This window comes from Clostridioides sp. ES-S-0010-02, from assembly GCA_020641055.1.
In the GTDB taxonomy this organism is placed as follows: domain Bacteria; phylum Bacillota; class Clostridia; order Peptostreptococcales; family Peptostreptococcaceae; genus Clostridioides.
Map to the genome: position 1 here is coordinate 205117 of CP067345.1, position 24537 is coordinate 229653.

Here is a 24537-nt window from a genome sequence, read left to right on the forward strand (position 1 = left end):
AAGTTCCTTTTATGATGACAAATAGTTAAAATAATAAAACTGTTATCATGAAGGGAACATTTTTGTGTCTAGAAAAACTTTTGAAGTAAAAGTTAAATATGTGAGAGTGTATCTTAAAGGTAAAGAATCATTGTTAGATACATGTAGATAATATAATATTTACAACGTATCATATTAATAAGTTTATACTTGAGTTATGAAGTAAAAAGAGTAATTCCAAAGATTACAAATGGTATGATGATTGTGATACTTCAAGTTTTAGAAGGTGTTGGAATTGTTAATAGGAAGAAATTTAATGAACATGAAGAACTTATATAACAGTAGGAGGATACAATGTATACAATTGGACAGTATCTAAATTTTTAGGAATATCTAGAGACACGCTAAAATTTTATGAGGATAAAGGATTAGTAAATCCTAAGAAAAATGATGAAAATGGATATAGAAAATATAATCAGTTTGATATATATGATATTACAACAATAAATTTTTATAGAGAGATTGATATCGAAATTAAAAAAATTCAAGAAATAAGAAAAAGCAAGAGTATAAGCAATTTAGAACTTTTACTATAAGAGAAAGAACAAACTCTTTAAGAATGTAAGGGATAATCATATGCTAAGTGAGTGATATGATTATCTCTTATTTATTAATTGAATTTAAGTAAAAATTACTTGTAGATATTCTCTTAAGCTGGAGCCTAGTTTTAATAGGTTTTTCACAATAAAAATTTATAGGCTAATATTTACTTTTATAGTAAAATATAAAGAAATTATTAGAGTAACATTCAAGGAGGAATAGGTATGGTTTTATTAATTGTTGATACACAAAAACTAATAACAAATGAAAAATTATATAAATTTCATGAATTTGTAGTAAATATAGAAAGCTTAATTGATACAGCAAGAAAAAATAATATAGAAGTAATCTATGTCCGTCATGATGATGGAGTTGAAAATGAGTTGACTAAAGGTAAAAACGGATTTGAAATATATGAAAAATTTAAACCATGTGATGAAGAAAAAATCTTTGATAAAGAAGTAAATAGTGCTTTTAAGGGAACAGGCTTATTAGAATACTTAAAAAGTACTAGTGAAAAAAATATAATTATTGCTGGACTTCAAACAGATTACTGTATTGATGCTACTATAAAATGTGGATTTGAACATGGGTTTAATATAATAGTCCCAGCTTATGCAAATACAACTGTTGATAATTCATTTATGTCAGCAGAACAATCATATAAATACTACAATGAATTTATCTGGAATGAAAGATATGCAGAATGTATTTCAGTAGACGAAACACTTAGAAGGATGAAATAAATATAGATTATTACATAAGAAAAAACTTAACTTACTTAGTCTAAAATATTAAAATCATAAGGAACATAGACTGTGACATTTATATTTACATAAGTTGATTTCAAATTTAAGTTCCAACAAAGGATGTTAAATTCCAAATTAAAAATCAGACTTAACATATTAGAGTTATATATAAGGCACATCAATTTTATTTTGAATTAATGTGCTTTTTAGTTGTAGTAATTTATTCATAATCAATATAATTTTTATTATTTAAATCAATTTTTCTTGTGTTTCTTTATTTAAGAAACTCTTTTTTTATCTATAGAATCTATACATGTATTATAGTTTGTATTTTAGATAAGTTTAATTTTTGTCTTAATCTAAAACAAAAGTTAGACTTAAATGAAATTGAAAAGGCTAAAATTATCAAATAAAATAAATATTGTGGAGGTGATGAAAATCTAGTGATAATACAAAGACTAATCTTAACAAGAAAGTAGGGATTAATAGAAGTGGATAAAGAAATTGTATCAATTCTTCAGGTTTTATTAAATAGCACATTGATTACAGCTGACGAACTACAAGAAGAATCTAATGCATCAAAGAGGCAAATTACTTATAGAATAAATAAAATCAATGACATACTTAAAGTAAAAAAAGTACCACTTATATATTTAAGAGCTGATAAAGATATTATTGTTAAAAAAGATACAAAAGATGCAATTAGAGAAATCCTCGAAAAAAACTATTCTAAGAATACTTACTATTTTAGCAAAACAGAAAGACTTTTATATATGTATTTAATGCTTTTTATTAATCTGGAGGATATTTCAATTAATCATTTTATAGATTCTATAAAAGTAAGTAGGTCTACTGTAAATCTTGATTTTAAAGATTTGATACCAGAACTTGAAAAAAAGAACATTAAAGTTAAGAACAATCGTATAAACGGATATTACCTAGTCGGGAATGAGATGGAAATTAGAAGAGTACTTATTAAAAACATTATAGAAACTCTATCTAATGAGAAAAGTTCAAGAGTATTTGATATTTTTATTGAAGAGTATAAGTTAGATAGTTTTGAAGAAGCTAAAAAAATTATATTAAAGCTTGTAAAAAAATATGAAATTACTTTTGTTGAAGATAGATTAATAGAGTTTATATATATCTTTATCTTTCTAAAAGCAAGAATGTATTCAAATAGAATAGTTATTCAAGAAAATATAGATATTCCTAATATTGCAGTCATGAGTTCGATGAAGGAATACAAATTTGCTAGGGAGTTATTAGAAGTATATGAGAGTAAAGAGAAGATAAAATCTCATAATATAATGTATATTAGTGCTTGGATTTTAGGTATATCAGTAGGAAATGATGATGAAGATACAGAAGATAGAGCTGTTATTTCAAAAATTGTAAATAAAATGATGACAAATTTTGGATATTTAAGTGGAGTTTATTATATAAGTCAAGAAAAAATATTTAAGAGACTATATTCTCATTTTAGACCAGCCTATTACAGACTTTTATTTAAATTACCTATTTATAATCCAATTTGTGAAAAGGTAAAAGAAGAATATAGATTAGTTTATAGAATTGTGAGTAATGCAATGAAAGAGTTTTGTGGGCTATTTGGAGAAGACATTCAAGAAGAGGAATTGGCATATTTAACTATGCATTTTGCAACCCTTTTCTCAGATAAAAAAGAGTTTGATGGACCTAGAAAAAGGAGAGCATTGATAGTTTGTTCAAATGGTGTTGGCAGTTCAGCTATTTTACATGCAGAACTTACAAGCTTGTTCCCTGATTTGCATTTTCTACCAATACTAGAATTCTCTGAACTGGGAAATATTAGTGAATCTGTAGACATTGTGTTTACAACTAATTATAAGGCGGAGGGTTTAAAAACAGATGTGCCAGTGATTAAAGTTAGTCCTGTTATGACCCCAAAAGAAAAATATAAGGTTACACGTGAAGTGTACATTCAATTGGGTGATATTTTTTTAAGGCAACCTAAAATCGATGAGGTTATGGATATAATAAAAAAATATGCGAAAGTAACTTCTGAAAGTATGCTTTCAAGTGAGTTATTAGCCTATTTTACACAGATAGAAAATTTTACGTCTAAGGAAGGAGAAGGACCTATGCTAAGTGACATTACTAATGAAACGCTAATAAAACTAAGGATAAAAGCTAAAGATTGGGAGGAAGCTATTAGACAGTCAGCTTCTGTCTTAGTTGAAAATAATAAAGTAACTGAAGCCTATGTAGATGCTATGGTTAATTCAGCAAAAGCGTCTGGACCATACATAGTAATTACAAAACATGTGGCACTTCCACATGCTAGACCAGAAGCAGGGGCAAAAGAAATTGCAATAGGGATTGCTACTTTAGAAAATCCTGTTGAATTTGGAAATGATAATAATGACCCTGTAAAATATGTATTTTGCTTAAGTGCAATAGATAATAATAGTCATTTACGTGCTATGTCAGAGTTAGTTGAACTATTGGAAGAAGAAGAATTCTTTAGAGTTTTGGATAATGCTAAGGAAGCTAATGAAATTATTGATTTTATAAAAACACATGAATTATAAAAGGGGGATTTAATTATGTATAAAATTTTAATCGCATGTAGAGCAGGAGTTGGCTCAAGTTTGATGTTAAAAATAAAGACTCAACAAATTATTAAGGAAAATAATTTTCCAATTGAAGTAGAGCATGGTTCATTAGACTCCTTAAATGGATTCAATGGAGATGCTGTAGAAACATTAATTGATGTTGCTGAAGAGTTAAAAAATAAAAATTTGAAATTTGATATAATTGGAATTCACAACATTGTTGACCGTAATGAAATTAAAACAGCATTAGAAAAATTTCTTGCATCAAAAGAAAAATAAAATTTAATAGAATAAGGAGGGCTATTTATGGAGTTTATTATTAGTTTATTGAGTACGCCAGCTGTTTTACTTGGTGTAGTTGCATTTATAGGATTGATTCTTCAAAAGAAACCAGCTGTTGAAGTATTTACTGGAGCTTCAAAAACACTTATAGGTTTCTTGATATTTGGTATTGGTGCTTCAGCTATGACTGGAGCATTACAGAACTTCAATAAATTATTTCAACAAGGTTTTGGAATTACAGGTGTTATAGCTTCACCAGAAGCAGCTACTGCACTTGCACAAGGTACATATGGTTTTGCGGTTTCATGTACATTGATTCTTGGATTCATATTAAACTTAGTTTTTGCACGTATTACAAGATTCAAAAATATTTTCTTTACAACAGGTCATAGTTTATTCTTTTCTTGTGTATTAGTTTTGATTATGAAAGCACATGGATTCGATAACACAATTACTATTTTAGTGGGTGGTACTATCTTAGGATTTATGTCTGCTGCATTACCTCAATTCTGTCAACCATTTATGCGTGAACTGACAGGTGGGGATGAACAAGCTATTGGTCACTTCAACATGATTGGTTATGGCTTATCAGGTTATATTGGTCGTTTATTTTCAAAGCATAAAGAAGAAACAACAGAAACGATTAAATTTCCTAAGTGGTTATCAATATTTAGAGATTTCTTAATGGGTCTGTCTATAGTTATGTTAATCTTATTCTATGTAGCAACTTTAAAAGCTGGACACTCATTTACTCAGGAACTTGCTGGCTCAACACATTGGTTAGTATTCCCTCTTATAGAAGCATTTACATTCGTAGCTGGTATGTCAATATTAATGTCTGGTGTTCGTATGTTCTTGGCTGAAATAACTGCAGCATTCGTAATTATTTCAGAAAAATATATTCCAGGTTCACGTCCTGCATTAGATGTACCAACAGTATTTCCATACGCACCAAATGCAGTTATTATTGGATTTATCTCAGCATATGCTGCTGGTCTATTAGCAATTGTTATTATGGCATCATTTCCTAATATATTCCCTGTAGTAATTATTCCAGCTGCTCATATATGTTTCTTCTCAGGTGGTACAGCTGCGGTATTTGGTAATGCATCAGGAGGATGGAGAGGAGCTATTGTTGGCTCATTCGTTGTAGGATTATTTCTTGCATTCTTACCAGTTATACTATATCCAGTTTATGGAACACTTGGTATAGAAGGAGCAACTTTCCCTAATATTGATTATAACGTGGTTGGTTCAATATTACATAATATTTTACAATTTATAAAACCTATCTAAAACATATTAATATTATACAAGGATAATAGGTATTCCTATTATAATTTTAAGGAGGATAAATCTATGGTAGAAAATACATTACCTGTATTTCTAGAGAATCTATCTAATGAAGTTGCAACGTTCATTGCTTCAATAGATGAAGTATCTATAAACAAAGCATGTGATTTAATTTTCGAAGCAGAAAGAAGTTATGGACGTGTGCATGTAACTGGTATTGGTAAACCAGGTCATGTATCAGGGTATATTTCTTCATTACTTTCATCTACTGGAACACCAGCATATGTATTGCATGGTACAGAAGCAGTACATGGGTCAAGTGGTCAAGTACTTGAGGGTGATGTTGTTATTGCAATATCGAATAGTGGTGAAACTCAAGAATTAAAAGCAACTGTTGAAACATTAAAAGCAAATGGAGCAAAAATAATTGGGGTGAGTGGTAATGTTGATTCATACTTAAAAAATTCTTCTGATATATTCCTATTTGCAGGCGTTAAACAGGAAGGAGATTGCCTTAATAAGGCTCCTCGTGCATCAATTCTTGCTGAAACTATAGTATTACAATCATTAAGTGTTGCACTTCAGTACGCTAAAGGTCTTGATGCAAAGCAGTATTTAAAGTGGCATCCAGGAGGAAGTCTTGGAAAGTCTATTAGAGAGGGAATATAATTTTATGAAATATAAAGGTATTATATGTGCAATGATAACTCCATTTGATGAAAATCAAAATATCAATCCACACGCAACATGTGAATTGATTGATTATCTAATTGATAGAGGAATCTATGGATTATTTATTTTAGGAACTAATGGTGAATGTCATGTGCTTACAGATGATGAAAAGGTTGAATTTGCAAAGATTGTTATCAATCACACTAACAATCGTGTACCTGTTTTTGTTGGAACAGGAGGTAATTCAACTCGTGAAGTTATAAGTTTATCCAAGAGAATGGAAGAAATAGGTGCAAGTGCATTATCAATTATTACGCCATATTTTGTAACACCAACACAACAGGAATTAATTTTACATTATAAAACTATTGCTAATGCAGTTAACTTACCAATTATGATGTATAACATGCCAAGTAAGACTGGAATTAATATTGAACCTGAGTCAGTACATGAATTATCTAAGGTAAAGAATATTGTTGGAATAAAGGATAGTAGTGGTAAGCTTGATAATATAAAAGCTTATATTGAAATAACTAGGAATGAAGACTTTAGTGTATTTTCAGGTTCAGATTCCCTTATTCTTGATACTTTGAAATCTGGTGGGCAAGGTGCTGTAGCAGCCACAGCAAATTTTTTAACAGAGATTGATATTGCTATTTATAATAAATTCATGAAGGGTGATTTAAGAGCAGCTCAAAAAGCTCAAAATAGTATTGAAGAACTTCGTCGTATCCTAAAATTTGGGACTATTCCATCTGTTATAAAGAAAACTGTTGTCTTGAATGGAATTAATGTTGGGACTGCACGACTTCCTGTAATTGAGCCAATGGGAGAATTGCTTGAAGAAATTAAGCAAGTAGTTGAAAATTATAAAACTTTATTCAATAAAAACTGTGAGAATAGATAACACAGATAGTGACATCACATTGACATATAACTAATATAGTATTGTAAAATGGGATTGGAATTAATGAAGAATCAAAATGCTTTGATGAATGTAGAGGTGAATGGTATGAAAAAGATGAATATAACTAAAAGAATGGTAGAATGTGGAGCTCTAGCAATTGTAAGAGTGGAAACACTTGAGCGTGCATGTGAGATTGCTGAAGGCTGTATTAAAGGTGGAGTACCAGTTATAGAAATGAGTTATACCTTGAATAATGCTGGAGAAATCATTCAAGGGCTTAGCAAAAAGTATGGTAAAAGACTTTGTGTGGGTGCTGGAACAGTTTTGGATAGTGAAACAGCTCGTCATGCCATTTTACATGGAGCTCAGTTCATTATTGCACCGAATTACAATGAAGGTGTAGCAAAAACTTGTAATAGATATCAAATTCCTTACGCACCAGGGTGTACATCACTAACAGAAGCAGTAGATGCATTGAGTTTAGGAGCTACCTTTATCAAAGCTTTTCCAATATCAGATTTCTATGGACCTAAACTAGTAAAGGTATTTAAAACACCAATACCTGATATGCCAATATTGGCAAGTGGTGGAATTACTCTTGATAACTTGCATATATGGTTGGAAAATGGTGTTGATGTGTGTGGATTTGGTGGGTTATTAACCAAGGGTAGTGTTGAAGATATTGCTGAAAATGCCAGAAAGATTCGTGAAACAATTAAAAATATAAGAAAAGCTTAAAGTTAGAGCTGTTGATGAACAATTATAAATTGATGTGTAACAGCTTTTTTTTACGAAGAGTAGCTTATTTTCAAGAAATAAATTTCATTTAAAATTCCAAAAAAGGAGTTGAATTTAAAATTTGATTAGAAAAAAATCAATTTTAAGGCAACTCCTTTATTATTTTTTTATTTGAAATGTAGATAAATTCAGCAATGCAACTAATAGTTAACATGGTGCAACTATATAAGTCTTGTGAATAAATCAATAAATAAATATAATTTAAATTGAGATGAGGTGATTATGTTGAACTTGGGGGAAAGTTTAAAAAGACTAAGAAAAGAAAGAAATCTATCACAAGAACAACTTGCTGAAATGCTAAATGTATCTAGGCAAGCTATATCAAAATGGGAATCCAATAAAACATATCCAGATATAGAAAATTTAATACTATTAAGAAATCTATTTAATGTAACTTTAGATGATTTGATAGTTAATACAAATAAAACTGAAGCTGAAGATACGATTGTACCAGGTAAATTACCTACTGATAATATCGCAGATTATGATAAAAATGAGGAAGAAAATGACCCATCAGATAATTTAATTATAGGTGGTTTTATAATTGGCATCTCAATTGGATTTGTCACAAGTAATTTTATGTGGGGGATAGTTGGTAGTTTTATAGGTATGGGAATTAGTTATATACTGGACTATATAAAAAAATAGAATAAATTAAATTTTAAAAAAGTTAAACCTACAGATTTACTTTTAGTTGAAGATTGAGGTAGTTTTTCTGATGCTATATTAGATAATAATTATCTAGGTATAACCACTTACTTTTTAATTATTGATAAGAAAGAAAATAAATTTATTAAACAATTTTAGTACATTTACTGTAGTACACTTAAAAATAAAACTTTATAATAATGAATAATTAACATAGACCATATAAGATAATTACTTATGTGGTTATTTTTTAGTGAAGAAATTACTTATAGTATAGCAAATAACTATACTATAAGTAATAGATACAGTTTTTATGTGTATAGTATATAACATAGAATAAAAAACAAAGAATATATTTAATTGATATTAAAAAGAATTTAAGAATAGATAGTATCTCTAAGTTTAAAAAAATGAATATTAATATATAATTAACTCGAAAAACATATAGTTTTATAAGATAATTTAGAAGAATATTTAAAAATACGTATTAAAAATAGCAATGGTCAATCAGACTTGTAGAGTTAATACAAAACACTGTAGATAGTATATTTAAATTGATATGATTTTCTATTATTTTTTCCATAATTTCAATGGTTTTATCTTATTTTTCTATTTAGAAAAGGACTGATTTAAAGTTCAAGTTATGATATAATTTCATTAAAAGAAGGCAAATTTTAGATAAATATCAGAAAATTATGGTTAAGAAACAATAAGTTCCACCCTATATATAAAATTAATCAAGTTTTGTTTGCAATAAATCAAACCTATTGCCTAAATTAGAAGAAATCAATTTGTATAATTTTTGAAGTTGTAGCATTAGGGAAATCAACAATAGCCATACCTTTAGCATTCAAGCTGGACGATGTGTGAAAATTTAAAAGTTAAATAAAACAATATTGTAAATAAAATAATTTGACACACTGATTATTCACTTTTATCATTATGCTAATTAGCACAATAGATTAGAAGTGGGTATAAAGAGAGGAGGATAATTAAAAATGAAGCAAGAAGATACTGGGACACATCGAATGTGTAAAGAAGAGAAAGTAACAAATAATGAAGTTATTTCAGAGGACATGCTAAAAGCTATGGATATTGGAGTTAGTAAGCATATTTTAGATGATTCATTTACAATTATCTGGGGAAATACAGCTTTTTATCAGTTGTTGGGATATACAGAGAAAGAATTTTTGTCTCATTTTTCTAGTCTTAGACATTATTATGAAGATAATCTTTATCATTTTGAAGCTATGAAAAGTCATTTTTTAGATGCTTATCAGAATGGTAAGAAAAGTGTAGAATATCAAACTTGCATTCCAGTAAATCATGGAGAATATGTTTGGGTAATAATGACTGGTATATTAGTTGAGCCACAGGAGGATGGAAAAGCAATAGTCTATATCATATATTCAAATATTGATGAGTTAAAAATTAGACAGAATGAACTATATGAGATGGAAAAAGAAAGTACAGAGAGTTTTAAGTGGATGATGTCAGAGTATGCTGGAAATGTATATATAAGTGATATGGATACATATGAGTTGTTGTACGTAAATAAACAGTCATGTAATACTCTACAGGCATCAGCAAATGAGGTGATTGGGAAAAAATGCTATGAGGTAATTCAAGGTAGAACTTCCCCATGTCCATTCTGTACCAATTCATGTTTAAAAAAAGATGAGACATATGAATGGGAGTTTTACAATTCCAAGTTGAAGCGAACATTTATGATTAAAAATCGTATGATAAATTGGGAAGGACACAGAGCACGCATAGAGTTGTCTTATGATATGTACAGTTCTGAGTATAAACTTGCAAAAAAAGATCAGGAAAGAGAATCAATCCTGAAAACTATTCCAGCAGGAATGATTCGAATGGATGCAAGGGATTATCTTACAATACTCTGGTATAATGATATATTTCTGAATATGATTGAATATACAAAGGAGCAGTTTAAAGAGGAACTTAATAGCCAATGTTTATATTTATATCCTGAGGATTATAAGCGTGCGAAGATGATGGCGCAAGATTTAAAAGAGTCTGGAGATAATGTTGTATTTGAAGCAAGAGCATATACGCGCTCAAAAGAAGAACGTATATGGACTATCACTCTATGTTATATTAGTGGAGAAGACAGTTGGGATGGAATACCATCTTTTTATAGTGTAGGACTTGATATTACAAAAGAAAGAAAACAGATTGAGAAATTGCAATACATAGCAGAGAAAGATGCATTGACAGGAATTTATAATCGTGCTGAAACAGAAAAGCAGATTAAGGAATATGTTGAACAAAATTTAGATGCTATGGGTGCGCTATTTATGATTGATACAGATAATTTCAAACATATTAATGATACAGAAGGTCACATGATTGGAGACATAGTGCTCACAGAGATGGCATCAGGCATGAAAAAAATAATGCGCGATAGTGATGTTGTTGGCAGAATAGGTGGAGATGAGTTTGCAATTTTTATGAAGAACATTTCTTCAACTAAAGATGCAGAAAAGAAAGCAGAAGAATTGCTGTATATGTTCCGTCATCTATTTCAGAAAGAAAAAAGCTCTGTAAAAGTAACCTGTAGTATTGGAATCTCTATATATCCGAAAGATGGTAATACATTCAAGGAAATGTATACAAGAGCTGATAAGGCTTTATATCAGGCAAAAAGTTTGGGTAAAAACAATTATGTCATCTATAATCATGATGCCTTTAAAGGCTTGGAAGAATTGAATTACTCTTCTCTTGGGACAGCTATTGATTCAGAAAAAAAATACGTCGAATCTTCTGATAATCTTACACGTTATATATTCCGTGTCCTTTATCAGACCGATAATATAGACCAGACGATTAATATGATACTTGAAATTATTGGTAAGCAGTTTAATGTGAGTCGTGCTTATATCTTTGAAAATTCAGAAGATGGTCGATACACTTCTAATACTTATGAATGGTGTAATGAGGGAATCATTCCTCAAATAGAATACTTGCAAAATGCTGATTATGAGGACTATGGAGATTATGAAAAACTCTTTGAAGATGATTCTGTTTTCTATTGTCGTGATGTACATACATTAAGTCCTGAATTAGAGGAATTGTTTTCTAGTCAAGACATACATTCCACACTTCAATGTGCATATAGAGAAGATGAGGTATTCAGAGGATTTGTTGGATTTGATGAATGTACTGGTCTACGTCTATGGACACAAGAAGAAGTCAGTACATTAGCTTTGATTTCTCAAGTTCTATCAATATTTTTGCAACGTAAGAAAAAGAAGAAATTAAATCAACAGATGCAGCAATACCAGGCTATTATAGATAGTATTGATCAATGTATTTATGTTGTTGATAAGGAAGATAATTTGTTATTGTATGGAAATAAAAGATTTAAGAGTACATATCCTAAATTACATATTGGGCAGTATTGTAATTATGACTCTATAGATATTAATAAGACTCTTATAACATGGAATCAAAAGGAAGCATATTTATGTGTCAGTATGATTTAGTAGTAAAAGAAGTACTATGTTGGACATAAATTAAATTTTACTTTAGACAAAATATTTTCGTTGACTATAGGAAATATTAGAGTTCTTATTTAAGGAATTAGGTAAATTTTGTAATGATATTGAAATATCAATTTATAAAAAATAGTATTAGTTTTAAAAGCAGTTGATTATAACAGATTGACTGTTTTTTCTTTTATAAATATTTAAAACTATAAGTACAAGGCTATATTTGTCAATATAAGTATAATGTGGTATCATATAGGCTCAAAAGAAATTTTATATATTTAAAAATAAAATTAAAAATAATAAATGGAGGACATATGAATATGGAAAATTTGCCAAATTGCCCGAAATGTAATTCAGAATATACTTATGAAGATGGAACTCTTCTAGTTTGCCCAGAATGCTCTCATGAGTGGACTTTAGAACTAGATACAGAAGAAGATACAAACATTATTAAAGATGTAAATGGAAATGTGTTAAATGATGGAGATGCTGTGACAGTAATCAGAGACCTTAAAGTAAAAGGAAGTTCATCATCTATAAAAATAGGAACAAAAGTAAAAAGTATACGTTTAATTCATGACCCATCTGATGGGCATGATATAGAATGTAAAATAGATGGTTTTGGAGCTATGAAACTAAAGTCTTCTGTTGTCAAAAAAGCATAGTATAAAAAATTTGTGGTATTTATGAAATAATCTATATAGCTATTATACAAATATAAATTTAAGACTTTAATGTAGTAATAGAAAATTCATTAGGAGGGTAACGTATGTGTTATTTTTTAAAAGGTGAAGAACAAGATTATTATGTAAATAAAGTAATGGAAGAAATGAAAAAAGTAGTACCTATAGTATACAGATGCTGTGAAGATAGTGAAGATGGAGAAGCAGTAGTTGGGTGTGACGAAAATGGGGAAGCAAAGTTATGGATAACATTTGGCCCAAATGAAAGATTAGAAATGGATAAACACATAGAAAAAGGTACATTACTAGAATATATTATTGGTTAAGAAAGAAATCTTATGATTTCTTTCTTTTTTTGTGACAAATTTAGATTATATATTTAAAAAGAAAATTAATGATGCAATACAAACATCAATTCACATTGGAGAATAAAAAGCGAAAAATTTTTAGTTTATTCTGCAATGTGTAATATTAGACTATTGTGGATGCAAAAACTATTGGCATGAAAAAGGCATTGTCACAAATATTAATATTGATAGATTACTGTATACTATTGGAATAAAGGACACTTTAACTTATAATTAAGAAGAAGTAATTTTGTATAAATAGTTTAAAAATGACTTGTTAATAAATATTAATTTATATTATAAAATGTAAAAATAAAAGGAGAGTAAATATGAAAGCTATACATAGAGATACATATAATAATCAATTATTTAAAGATTTAAAAATTGATTGTGAAAAGTGCTTTGGACTTTGTTGTGTGGCACTTTATTTTTCTGCTTCAGAAGGTTTTCCTGCTGATAAGGAATCAGGTAAGCCATGCACTAACTTACAATCAGATTTTAAATGTTCTGTACATAAAAATCTTAGAAATCAAGGATTTAGAGGCTGTACTACGTATGATTGCTTTGGTTCGGGTCAAAAGGTAGCACAGGTAACATACAAGGGAAAAAACTGGATACAAGAGCCAGAATTAGCAAACCAGATGTTTGAAGTATTTTTAATTATGAGGCAGTTACATGAAATGTTATGGTATCTTAAAGAAGCATCTACATTAGATATACCTAATTCAATCAAAGAAAAACTCAATCTAATAATTGAAGAAACTGATGAGCTAACTAATATGAGTCCAGAACAACTAATAGATTTAGATATAATATCACATCGAACAAAAGTTAATTCATTATTGTCACAAGCTAGTGACTTTGTACTAGAAAAAGCTAAATCCTTTGTAAAGACTTCTAATTTTAAAAATAAGAAAAAATTAAGTAAAAGTATAGATTTAATAGGAGTAGACCTTAGAAAAACAAATTTAATAGGAGCAGATTTAAAAGGTAAATTTCTTATAGCGGCTAATTTAAGGGAAACAGATTTAAGTGGTGCTAATTTGATAGGGGCAGATTTAAGAGACTGCGATATTAGAGGGGCAAATCTTAAAAATAGTGTATTCCTTACACAATTACAGATTAATACTGCAAAGGGAGATTCTAATACGAAGTTACCAGATACACTAGTACATCCTAAATACTGGGATAAATAATTAAATTATTACATAACTTTACAAAATATGAACCTTTTTGACTCCAGTTCATAGTATATATTAGAGATTCTTTAGAGGAATTTCTTAATATATAATATAATAGGAGAGATATAAAAATGAGTTGTCAAAATTGTAAATGTGAAAAAAATTATATGTATGAGGATTATAAATATAATAAGTGTAATAAGTGCTATAATGACTATGAAGAAATGACACATGTCCATGAATACTCAGAAAGTGTTAAATTAGCAGAAGAATGTGAAGATAGACATAATCATCGTGCTGCAGGAGTTACAGGTGAAGTTATACCAATAAATGGCGGAACAAATCATGTTCATAAAATAAATGATAATGTAGATTTTCTTGACCATTTCCACAAGATATGTGTTACAACAGGTCCAGCAATTAATATACCAGGAACTAATAAGCATGTTCACTTAGTATGTGGAAATACTACTGTTAGTGATGGTCATTGCCATAAATTCCTTTTTACTACTCAAATAGAAGCACCTTTAGTATAAACTAAGGTAAATTATTGTAGCAAATTTATTGAATGTAAGTAAAGTATAAAAGTGTATTATATACAATGTTTAAACTTAATGAGGACTATGATATTAGCTTTCATAGTCCTTTATAACTTCTATCTTTGATAAAAAAGAATATTCATTTATAAGTATCAGAGGCATTTTAACTAGTATTCAACAGTGAATTTATTTGCCCAAAATACATGATTATAAATTATAATAAACTATTTACAAAATAAAATTTTATTGTGATTATACTTAACATAAGGTTGTACTATGTAATTAAAATATACTATGGAGAGGAGACTATTATGAGCTCTGAAATAGTTTTTGAAGTTAAACAAAGGAGTGCAAAAGAGCTTCAAGAGATGTTACAAATTTGGGAATCATCAGTAAGAGCAACACATGATTTTTTGACAAAAAAAGATATTGAATCTTTGAAGCCAGTAGTTAAAATTGGTTTGACACAAGTAGAAACTATGGTTTGTTTAAAAGTTGATAACATGATTAAAGCTTTTATGGGAATAGATAAAGATAAAATTGAAATGTTATTTATAAAAGATGAATATAGGGGTAATGGTATTGGAAAAAAACTAATATTATATGCTATAGATAAATACAATATAAAATATGTTGATGTAAATGAACAAAATAAAAAAGCAGTGGGATTTTATATTCACTTAGGATTTAAAGAGTTTGATAGGTCTGAAATAGATGGGCAAGGGAATCCATTTCCAATATTACATATGAGGCTAAGTTAATATAGATATAGTTAAATGAAAAAATATGCATATGAAAATATAAATATGCATATAGAGAATTATACAACTTAAATAAAATTGTAATTGTCCTAATCTATTTGGGTAAATATGATACTATATTTGCTACAGAACTTACAAATGATAATACACTAAAATATGACTGTAAAGAAGGAAGAAAGTTATATTTAGTTATTGTTTGATATGTCCAATAAAATAATATTATAAAATGATAGACCTTATAATTTTAATTCTATCAATTAAATTTGAAAATAATTTATTTTATTTTCTATAGATTCAGCACTATATTAAATATATAAGCAAATACAAGTTAATAGTAAAAAGCACTTTCTTAAGAAGAAGAAAGTGCTTTTTTATTTGTGAATAGTTGTAAATATAATAATTTGAGAGATATTAAATTATAAATTATTAAAAGATAATATATATTTAAGTGATTTACAGGTTAAAATATAATAAAAAGATTAAGGGGATATCATGAAAAAGAAAGTTTTAAATAATTTTATAAAATTGGTGAAATATAACTGGAGTACATTAATTCTATTTGAGCTATTTCATAAAGGATTAGCTTTGTTGATTATATTACCATCAATCAAACTTGTATTAAGTAGTTCTATGAAAAGTGCAAATATAGTGTATTTAAGTACTGATAACATAGGAGAAATATTAACGAATCCTCTATCAATAATATTAGCCATACTGTCAATTATAATATTGGCGTTTTATATGTTTTTTGAATTTACTTCAGTGATTATTTGTTTTGATAAATCACGAATTTCTGAAAAAATTACTTTGTTTAAACTTATTAAATTATCCTTAAGAAAATCTATAAACATATTGAATCCTAAAAATATATTATTATTTGTGTTTGTATTACTAATAGTTCCATTAACGAATATAGCCCTAACCTCAGGCTTTATAGGGAAAATAAAACTTCCTGAATATATATTGGATTATATAAGTTCTAATATTGTTCTGAATATAATTTATATGGTTTTAATTTTAATATTATATATATCAGTCATTAGATGGATTTTTAGTATACATGAGGTAACTCTAAATACAAATAGTTTTAAAGAAGCAAGGAAAAAAAGTGCTAGCCTTACAAAAGGAAAAGCAATAAAATTAATACTTTATTCCTTAGGATTATCTCTAATAATTACTGTTATGGGGTATATAATTTATCATGTTATTATTATATTGATAGGAATATGGACTAAAAATTACACAAATGCAAACTTTTTAAAAGATATATTTATTAGTAGATGCATTATGTTTAATGATTATGCAGCATTTATTTCATCAATAGCTATATTTATAATTAGTACTGGATTTATTTCTGCATTTTATTATGAATATAATGACATTTGTGTCTATAAAAAGAATCTAGAAAAACAAAAAAACTCAATAAAGTCAGTATTAAAAGTTACTTTGAAAATAGTAGTAATTTTATTTATCTTACATATTGAGTCAATGATGTACTCTTTAAATAATGATATTTTATTTAATACTTCATTTTTTTACAACACAACAGCAACGGCTCACAGGGTTTCAGCGTTGGTTGCTCCAGAAAACACTATAGCAGCATTTAAAGAAACCTTCATAACTCAAGCTGAATATGCTGAAATTGATGTTCAAGAAACTAAAGATGGAGAGTTGATTTTATTTCATGACTCTAATTTTGAAAGAGTCGCTGGTGTAAATAAAAATGTTTGGGAAGTGAATTATGATGAAATTAAGACATATGATGTAGGAAGTCATTTTAGGTCAGATTTTGCTGGGGAGAAAATACCAACTCTTGATGAGGCAATGAAGTATTCTAAAGGCAAAATAAAATTGCTAATAGAAATAAAGCTTAATGGTCATGAAAAAACTGATGTAGAAAAAAGAGTATTAGAGCTAATTAAATCAAATAGAATAGATAATCAATGCGTTTTAGCATCCATGAATAAAAATGTATTAAAAAGGGTTAAAAAATTAAATCCCAATATGGTAACTTGTTATTTAACAGCAGTTGCATATGGGAATTTTTATGACTGGGACTATGTTGACATATATGGAATAGAGTCCACCTTTATAAATAAAAAGGTAGTAGATAACATACATCAAAAAGGAAAACAAGTTTTTGTATGGACTATTAATAGCAGTAAATTAATGAAAAAAATGATTATTTTAAATGTAGATAGTATAATTACAGATAATCCATTTTTAGTAGATGATGCAATTTATTGGCAGAAAAATGGATTCATAAATAGAGTAGCTAATTATTTATTTAGGCATGATTCTGATAAAGATATAATTGAAGTGTATTAGACTAAAAAATGTGCAAATTGCAAAATAATAATATATTTATTTTATAATATTTTTAAATAACCGTATCATAGTGAAGAGATACGGTTATTTTTATTTGTTAATAACTTTGTGTCTGTAATCATTTCCCCATTCATGCATTGAATTTAGAACTGGCTCAAGACTATAACCAGTTTCTGTTAGAGTATATTCTACCTTTGGAGGAACTTCTGGATAAACTTTTCTAGTTACTAAGTCACTTTCTTCCATAGACCTTAAGTTTGATGTTAAAACTTTTTGAGTTATATCTCCAATAGATTTTTTGATTTCACCAAATCTTTTAGTACCATCTAATAGCTCTCGTATAATTAATACCTTCCATCGATTACTGATGAGTTGTAAAGTAATCTCTACAGGACATTCAGGTAAATCTTTTTTCATAAATCACAACATCCTTTCTTTAATAATCTTCTTTAAAGTATTATATCATTTTAGGGAATATGTATAAAAATTTCTTTTAAATATATAAGTATTAAAAAAATAAACTGTGCCAATAGTTTCTATTAGGTAACTATAGTACTTTAAAGTGCTTACTATACAATAGATACTAATGAGTTTATTATATTATTAAAGAAATAAAAAATACAACAAATTATTTTAGGGGGTAGATGAAATGAATGAAGTAGTAAAATTTTTAAAGGAAAATCCAGTTCAATATTTTGCAACAATAGGAGCGGATGGAAAGCCAAAAGTTCGCCCATTCCAATTTATGATTGAAGAATGTGGAAAATTATATTTTTGTACAAGTAATGAAAAAGATGTATTTAAACAAGTTAAAAAAAGTCCATATGTAGAAATAACTACGTCAACTCCTGAATTTGCTTGGATAAGACTATGTGGAAAAGTCATATTCTCAGACAATAAGGATATAAAGAAAAAAATAATTGAATCTAGTGAACTTGTTAAATCAATCTATAAGAATGAAGATAATCCTACTTTTGAAATATTTTATCTTGAGGACGCTAAGGCTGTAATCTCAGATTTTTCAGGCGAGCCACCAAAAGAATATAGTATTTAATACAAAAAAATAATTAATATCAAGAGCTAGCAATATTATTTTAACAACATTAAAATAGAATTTAAGTTAGATGATAATATTATCCTTATTTTAACATAATTAATTTTAAGAAATAAAATAAATGTTTAAAAATCTTATACAAATCCATCACATTACAAATAGATAAGAGAGTCATATTATATGAAATTAAATGATTCTCTTGTTTATTTGTATAAGTTTATATATTGACATTGACGCTACGTAATTCTATATACTTTATTTTAAAGGAGATGATAAAAATGAATATTGTAGAGGTACGCTCAGATAAAATATATAAAAAAATAATGAATGCACCTGCAAATAAGAAAGAGGATATATACAGATATGAGTTGATGAAGCCTTTTGAGTTTAAATGGATGTGTATAAATGTTCCAATCACTGCAAAACAAGAAGGTGGATATGATGTAATTATGGCAAGTGATATGATGGGGGTTTTATCTCCAAAAGATATTAATGAAAGTCAAATAAATAACATAGATATTCTATCCAATGACAAACTTTGGAACAAGTGTAAAGAAACTATTGAAAGTTCCATAAAGCCTTTTATAAAAGAGGGGTATAAATTGAACACTGAGGAGTATAAATTTTCAATATTATTAGCAAATCCAGAAAACCCTTATACAATATTAAGTGATGGATATTTTGGTGATGGTGGAATTCCAGGATATATATTTTTATCAATAGTCCCAAATGAGTATACTATTAATAGGTTACCAGCAGCACTAGCACATGAATGTAATCACAATATTCGATTTCAATTTATAAATTGGAGTAATAACATAACTTTAGAAGAAATGATGATAAATGAAGGTCTTGCAGAAAACTTTGCAACATGGATGTTTGGGGATGATATGGTAGGGCCTTGGGTTAGTAAAACTGACATTGAAACACTGAATAGCTATATAAAGCCAATAATCAAAAGTGGCTTAAAAGAAACTGGATTTCAAAATATAATATCATATCTTTATGGTGATGATATAGCTAAAATGCAAGGATATTTTCCAGTAGGACTACCTTATTGTGCAGGATATGCCTGTGGTTACTATATGATTAAGTATTATTTAGAAAAAACAAACAAGTCAATAGTGGAGGCTACTTTATTACCATATAGTGAAATCATAGAGGAAGTAAGGAAATTTTGGGATTAAATCTATAAGTTGCATAATCTAAAAAAGATTATGCAATTATTCTATTTTTGAGAAAAATAAATTGACAATGATTTGTAAAAAATATACAATAATATATATAAAGAAATATTTCAATGATAAAATTTTGAAGATTTCATATCTAGTGTATCTAATACTACATGCTAGTTTCTTATTACTTATCTAAATATTATGTATTTCATAGTTACCTGTAAACTTACTATAAAAATATGAAATACACTAAATAATCGACTGAAAAATGAAATATTAATTAAATAAAATTCAAACTATAAAGATTAAATGAATATAATTAAAGTAAACATATGAGATTGAGTATAATAATCAACTTTTAATAGATTGTTAAATTTTAATTATACTTTGCACAATATAACTTATATCATATTGATACTTAAAGAATCAGTATAATTATAGATATAATTTAATCTGTAAAATTTATATGAAATGGAGATGATGCTATGACAGAATTGATGATTGTAAGTGGATTAGTACTATTGATTTGTATAACCTCAAGTAAGGTATTATATAAATTTGGAGTACCAATATTATTGATTTTTATCTTATTGGGTATGTTATTTGGGTCTGATGGAATGGTAGGAATCTATTTTGATAACTATGAGTTAACAAAACAATTATGTTCTATTGGATTGATATTTATAATGTTTTTTGGAGGATTTGGAACAAACTGGAATATGGCTAAACCAGTTGCAGTACCTTCTATACTGATGTCTTCATTAGGTGTAATAATTACAGCAGGTGTTACAGGTATATTTTGTTACATGGTAATAGGAACTACTTTATTTGAAGGTTTGTTAATTGGAGCAATTGCAGCTTCAACAGATGCTGCATCTGTATTTGCAGTATTACGTTCTCAAAAACTAAACCTAAAAGGTTCTCTTGCTTCATTATTAGAAGTTGAAAGTGGAAGTAATGACCCAATAGCATATATGTTAACATTAATTATTTTGACATTGATGAATAATTCTGGTGTAGAACTTATTATTCCAATGGTAATAAAACAAATAACTTTTGGGTTGGCAATAGGATTTATATTGGCAAAATTATCTGTTTATATTTTGAGAAATTCAAATTTTGAGATAGAAGGATTTTATACTATATTTATTACAGCTATTGCGTTACTTTCTTATGCACTTAGTGAATATGTTGGGGGAAATGGATATTTAAGTGTATATATTTCAGGTATTATTATAGGCAATAGTAAGATACCTCATAAAAGGAGTCTAGTTCATTTCTTTGATGGAATTTCATGGATTATGCAAATAATGTTATTCTTTATGTTAGGATTGTTATCCTTCCCTTCAAAACTACCAAGTGTATTTGGTATAGCAATGGCCATATCTGTATTTATGATAATTATTGCAAGACCATTAGCCACATTTATAACTCTAGCAAAATTTAAATTTTCAAACAGAGAAAAATTGTTTATATCATGGGTAGGTCTTAGAGGTGCTGCATCAGTAGTTTTTGCAATTTATGCAGTTACTCAAGGAGTAGTCATAGAGAATGATATATTTCATATAATATTTTTCATAGCGTTACTTTCAGTAGGACTACAAGGTACGTTGATACCAACTGTAGCAAGGAAGTTAGACTTAGTTGATGATAATACACCTGTATTAAAAACATTTAATGACTATGATGGTGAAATTAGTTCTAAACTTATAGAAGTAAATATAGATGATGATAATAAGTGGGTTAACAAGAGTATAATGGATTCTAATATACCAGAAGAGATATTAATAGTTATGATAAAACGAAAAGAGCAGGTTTTAGTACCTAAAGGGTCAACTGTTATAAAAAGAGGGGATATTTTAGTATTAAGTGGAGACAAAATTGAAGAATTAATATAATTATAATTTATTTAATATTGACTTTGACCTAAGGGTAAGGTTTAAACTTAAATTAATCAAATCTAATGCGCAGGTGATGAGATGTTTTCTATAGGAATGTTTTCTAAAATAAATAAAATAACTACAAAGACATTAAGGTATTATGAAGATATAGGGCTGTTAGAGCCAGAATACGTAGACGAATTTACAAAATACAGATACTATACAACAGAACAATTGCCAAAATTGCATCAAATAATCACCTTAAAACAAATGGGCATATCACTAGTTGAAATAAAAGAAATAATAGAAAAGCCTGAAGAAGTGGAAAGGATTTTAATAAACAAAGAAAAAGAGATATTAGATGTAATGAGGAATGAAGAATATAAGCTTATTAAACTACGTAATTACCTTAAAAACTTAAAAGGAGAAGTCGATATGAATAATGTAATTATTAAGTCTCTACCAAAAGTTAAAATTGCTTCTATGAGAAAAGTATTAAAGAATTATGATGAGCTTTTCAATTTGTTTCCAAATGTAATGGCTGGAGAAATGATGAAATCAGGGTGTACATGTATGGTTCCAGACTATTGTTTTAATATATATCATGATGGTGAATATAGAGAAACAGATATGGATGTTGAGATGTGTCAGGCGATAAATGACCTAAAAGAAGACACAGATTTATTAAAATTTAAAGAAATAGACGAAGTTGAAAATGCAGTTTGTATATTGCATAATGGACCATATTCAACATTAGGAAAAACTTATGCAGATGCATTTAAATGGATACAAGATAATAAATATGAAGTAATAGGGCATTTTAGGGAATCTTATATAGATGGTATATGGAATAAAGAAAATGAAGAAGAATGGTTAACAGAAATCCAGATACCTGTGAAACATATTTTATAGTAAATTAAAATAATATATAAGTAATTAAGTAAGGTCTGTCTAAATAAAAAGATAGACCTTATTTTTATATTTAATATATTTTACTAGATTTTTATGTATTAAAATATGTAATTTTAAATAGAGTTTTATACAACTAAGCTTGGAAAAACTGGTCTAACATAAGAAATACAATTAATTGTTTAATTTTAATTAATTAATGATAGGATATGAAAATATACAACTTTATAAATAAAATATATTGATATTTTATTTATAAAGTTGTATATTTTCGTTGAGGTGATAAAGTGGAAAAATATAAAGTATTAACTGATAAAGTAAAACAAGTATTTAATGGATTTTATATTGATTATGAAAATGAAGATTTACCATATATAGATTTAGATAGGACTGACAAGATAATACTAAATGAAAGGTATTTTAAAATAGATAGTTTTCCTAAAACGATGGATAAGGAATCTCCACATAGTATCCTTGATGTATTTTGGGATTTAGATAAAGTAAAGGATAAGTATTTTATACAGGAAAATAAGTTTTTAAGAGCACTATTAATTATAATGAGTTACAGTAAAGAAATAATAATTGTAAGTGAATATTTTGTAAGTGAAAATAAAAAACATATAAAAAGAGTACTAAGTAAAAAGGAGAGTACATATCTAGAACAATTAAGCGATACCTTATTTGATTTTAAAGAAATAGGGTATAATTACTATATAATTGATGCTCTTATGAAGTTGGCACTAAGAGAAAGAGTTTATTTCTCTATATATATGTTGGATTTGGGAATAGGATTAGAAATAAATGGATTATTTAGCAATGTATATATAGGGTTAAATGGAAGTATAGATATAGTTAAGTATATTTGCAATGTAGAGGGCTTGTATGTAAGATAGATTATCAATTGTATAAAATAGTAATTTTAAGAATAGTAGGTGATTGTATGGAAATATTTGCAATAGGTCATTCAAATTATCCATTTGATAAGCTTATTAATATGATAAAAAAATATAATATAAACTGTGTAGTTGACATTAGAGAAACACCATATTCTAAATATAATATTCAGTATAATAGGGAGGCATTCAATGAATCCCTGAGAAAGGCTGGATTTGTATATATATACATGGGCAAGGAATTTGGGGCAAAAAGAACTAATAAAGATGTATATACAAAAGAAGGTTATGCAGATTTTGAAGAGGTAATAAAGGAAGAAGTATTTTTAAAAGGAATCGAAAGATTAAAAAAGGGATGTCAAATGGGTTATAAAATAGTTTTATTAGGTGCAATGCAAGAGCCTATAAGGTGTCATAGAAGTATTTTACTAGGAAAAATATTAAATAAAGAAGGTTTCAATGTAAAATATATAATGCATGAAGGACATTTAGCATCTCAAGAAGATATAGAAGAGTCATTATTAGATAAGTATTTTAGTGATAGAAAACAACTGAGTATTGATAATTTATTAGGAAATGCATTAACAAGAGAAGATATGATACAAGAAGGCTATAGATTAGCTAATAAAGAAATAGGATATAGAACAGAAAAAATAGGTAAGTAAAATATATGAACTACCCAAAAACTTAAACACCATTTGATAAGAAAAATTATTATAAATTTGTAACAGTTAAACATGATGTACT

General features: G+C 27.7%; 23 protein-coding genes and 1 pseudogene. 23 read left to right on the top strand and 1 reads right to left on the bottom strand.

What is annotated here, in order from left to right; all coding sequences use genetic code 11:
- Positions 1-189: 189 nt before the first annotated feature.
- The 17 genes and pseudogenes from JJC01_01385 (at position 190) to JJC01_01465 (ending at position 17879) form a co-directional block, all read left to right on the top strand.
- Positions 190-318: a winged helix-turn-helix transcriptional regulator gene (locus JJC01_01385; GenBank protein UDN58551.1), complete on the top strand. Its 129-nt coding sequence runs from the start codon at positions 190-192 to the stop codon at positions 316-318.
- Positions 319-333: 15 nt separating this feature from the next.
- A pseudogene (locus tag JJC01_01390) lies at positions 334-572 on the top strand (MerR family transcriptional regulator).
- A 231-nt stretch (positions 573-803) separates the two neighbouring features.
- Positions 804-1325, top strand: a complete 522-nt coding sequence (locus JJC01_01395; protein UDN58552.1) for a cysteine hydrolase — start codon at positions 804-806, stop codon at positions 1323-1325.
- A 494-nt stretch (positions 1326-1819) separates the two neighbouring features.
- The gene (locus JJC01_01400) at positions 1820-3901 is read left to right on the top strand and encodes a transcription antiterminator (protein UDN58553.1); all 2082 of its coding nucleotides are present in this window, start codon (positions 1820-1822) and stop codon (positions 3899-3901) included.
- A gap of 15 nt (positions 3902-3916) precedes the next feature.
- Positions 3917-4204: a PTS sugar transporter subunit IIB gene (locus JJC01_01405; protein UDN58554.1), complete on the top strand. Its 288-nt coding sequence runs from the start codon at positions 3917-3919 to the stop codon at positions 4202-4204.
- A gap of 27 nt (positions 4205-4231) precedes the next feature.
- Entirely contained in the window at positions 4232-5503 is a 1272-nt protein-coding gene (locus JJC01_01410) for a PTS transporter subunit IIC (GenBank protein UDN58555.1), read from the top strand.
- 63 nt (positions 5504-5566) lie between these two features.
- Positions 5567-6169 carry an SIS domain-containing protein gene (locus JJC01_01415; protein ID UDN58556.1) on the top strand — a complete coding sequence of 201 codons (603 nt, stop codon included), beginning with the start codon at positions 5567-5569 and terminating at the stop codon, positions 6167-6169.
- Positions 6170-6173: 4 nt separating this feature from the next.
- Positions 6174-7079 carry a 4-hydroxy-tetrahydrodipicolinate synthase gene (gene dapA, locus JJC01_01420; GenBank protein UDN60105.1) on the top strand — a complete coding sequence of 302 codons (906 nt, stop codon included), beginning with the start codon at positions 6174-6176 and terminating at the stop codon, positions 7077-7079.
- 105 nt (positions 7080-7184) lie between these two features.
- The gene (locus tag JJC01_01425) at positions 7185-7817 is read left to right on the top strand and encodes a ketohydroxyglutarate aldolase (protein UDN60106.1); all 633 of its coding nucleotides are present in this window, start codon (positions 7185-7187) and stop codon (positions 7815-7817) included.
- A gap of 282 nt (positions 7818-8099) precedes the next feature.
- Positions 8100-8525 carry a helix-turn-helix transcriptional regulator gene (locus tag JJC01_01430; GenBank protein UDN58557.1) on the top strand — a complete coding sequence of 142 codons (426 nt, stop codon included), beginning with the start codon at positions 8100-8102 and terminating at the stop codon, positions 8523-8525.
- 998 nt (positions 8526-9523) lie between these two features.
- Entirely contained in the window at positions 9524-12034 is a 2511-nt protein-coding gene (locus JJC01_01435) for a diguanylate cyclase (protein ID UDN58558.1), read from the top strand.
- A 326-nt stretch (positions 12035-12360) separates the two neighbouring features.
- Entirely contained in the window at positions 12361-12705 is a 345-nt protein-coding gene (locus JJC01_01440; GenBank protein ID UDN58559.1) for an alkylphosphonate utilization protein, read from the top strand.
- Between the two features lie 104 nt (positions 12706-12809).
- The gene (locus JJC01_01445; protein ID UDN58560.1) at positions 12810-13049 is read left to right on the top strand and encodes a hypothetical protein; all 240 of its coding nucleotides are present in this window, start codon (positions 12810-12812) and stop codon (positions 13047-13049) included.
- A 350-nt stretch (positions 13050-13399) separates the two neighbouring features.
- A complete protein-coding gene (locus JJC01_01450; protein UDN58561.1) occupies positions 13400-14266 on the top strand; it encodes a pentapeptide repeat-containing protein in 867 nt (288 codons plus the stop codon).
- A gap of 116 nt (positions 14267-14382) precedes the next feature.
- The gene (locus JJC01_01455; GenBank protein ID UDN58562.1) at positions 14383-14787 is read left to right on the top strand and encodes a YmaF family protein; all 405 of its coding nucleotides are present in this window, start codon (positions 14383-14385) and stop codon (positions 14785-14787) included.
- Positions 14788-15101: 314 nt separating this feature from the next.
- Positions 15102-15551: a GNAT family N-acetyltransferase gene (locus JJC01_01460; GenBank protein UDN58563.1), complete on the top strand. Its 450-nt coding sequence runs from the start codon at positions 15102-15104 to the stop codon at positions 15549-15551.
- A 492-nt stretch (positions 15552-16043) separates the two neighbouring features.
- On the top strand, positions 16044-17879 hold the full coding sequence (locus tag JJC01_01465; protein ID UDN58564.1) for a glycerophosphodiester phosphodiesterase: 1836 nt from the start codon (positions 16044-16046) through the stop codon (positions 17877-17879).
- Positions 17880-17969: 90 nt separating this feature from the next.
- Here JJC01_01465 and JJC01_01470 read toward each other — a convergent pair whose 3' ends face one another.
- Positions 17970-18296, bottom strand: a complete 327-nt coding sequence (locus JJC01_01470; protein ID UDN58565.1) for a helix-turn-helix transcriptional regulator — start codon at positions 18294-18296, stop codon at positions 17970-17972.
- A gap of 232 nt (positions 18297-18528) precedes the next feature.
- Between JJC01_01470 and JJC01_01475 the strand changes: the two genes are divergently transcribed.
- From JJC01_01475 to JJC01_01500, 6 genes are all read left to right on the top strand, one after another.
- The gene (locus JJC01_01475; protein UDN58566.1) at positions 18529-18933 is read left to right on the top strand and encodes a pyridoxamine 5'-phosphate oxidase family protein; all 405 of its coding nucleotides are present in this window, start codon (positions 18529-18531) and stop codon (positions 18931-18933) included.
- A gap of 278 nt (positions 18934-19211) precedes the next feature.
- Positions 19212-20120 (top strand): DUF2268 domain-containing protein, encoded by a 909-nt coding sequence (locus tag JJC01_01480; GenBank protein ID UDN58567.1) that lies wholly within the window; start codon positions 19212-19214, stop codon positions 20118-20120.
- A 473-nt stretch (positions 20121-20593) separates the two neighbouring features.
- Positions 20594-22006, top strand: a complete 1413-nt coding sequence (locus JJC01_01485; protein ID UDN58568.1) for a potassium/proton antiporter — start codon at positions 20594-20596, stop codon at positions 22004-22006.
- 81 nt (positions 22007-22087) lie between these two features.
- Positions 22088-22900: a MerR family transcriptional regulator gene (locus JJC01_01490; GenBank protein ID UDN58569.1), complete on the top strand. Its 813-nt coding sequence runs from the start codon at positions 22088-22090 to the stop codon at positions 22898-22900.
- Between the two features lie 284 nt (positions 22901-23184).
- Positions 23185-23790, top strand: coding sequence for a hypothetical protein (locus JJC01_01495; protein ID UDN58570.1), 606 nt, complete (start codon positions 23185-23187; stop codon positions 23788-23790).
- Between the two features lie 47 nt (positions 23791-23837).
- Entirely contained in the window at positions 23838-24455 is a 618-nt protein-coding gene (locus JJC01_01500) for a DUF488 domain-containing protein (GenBank protein ID UDN58571.1), read from the top strand.
- Positions 24456-24537: the final 82 nt, after the last annotated feature.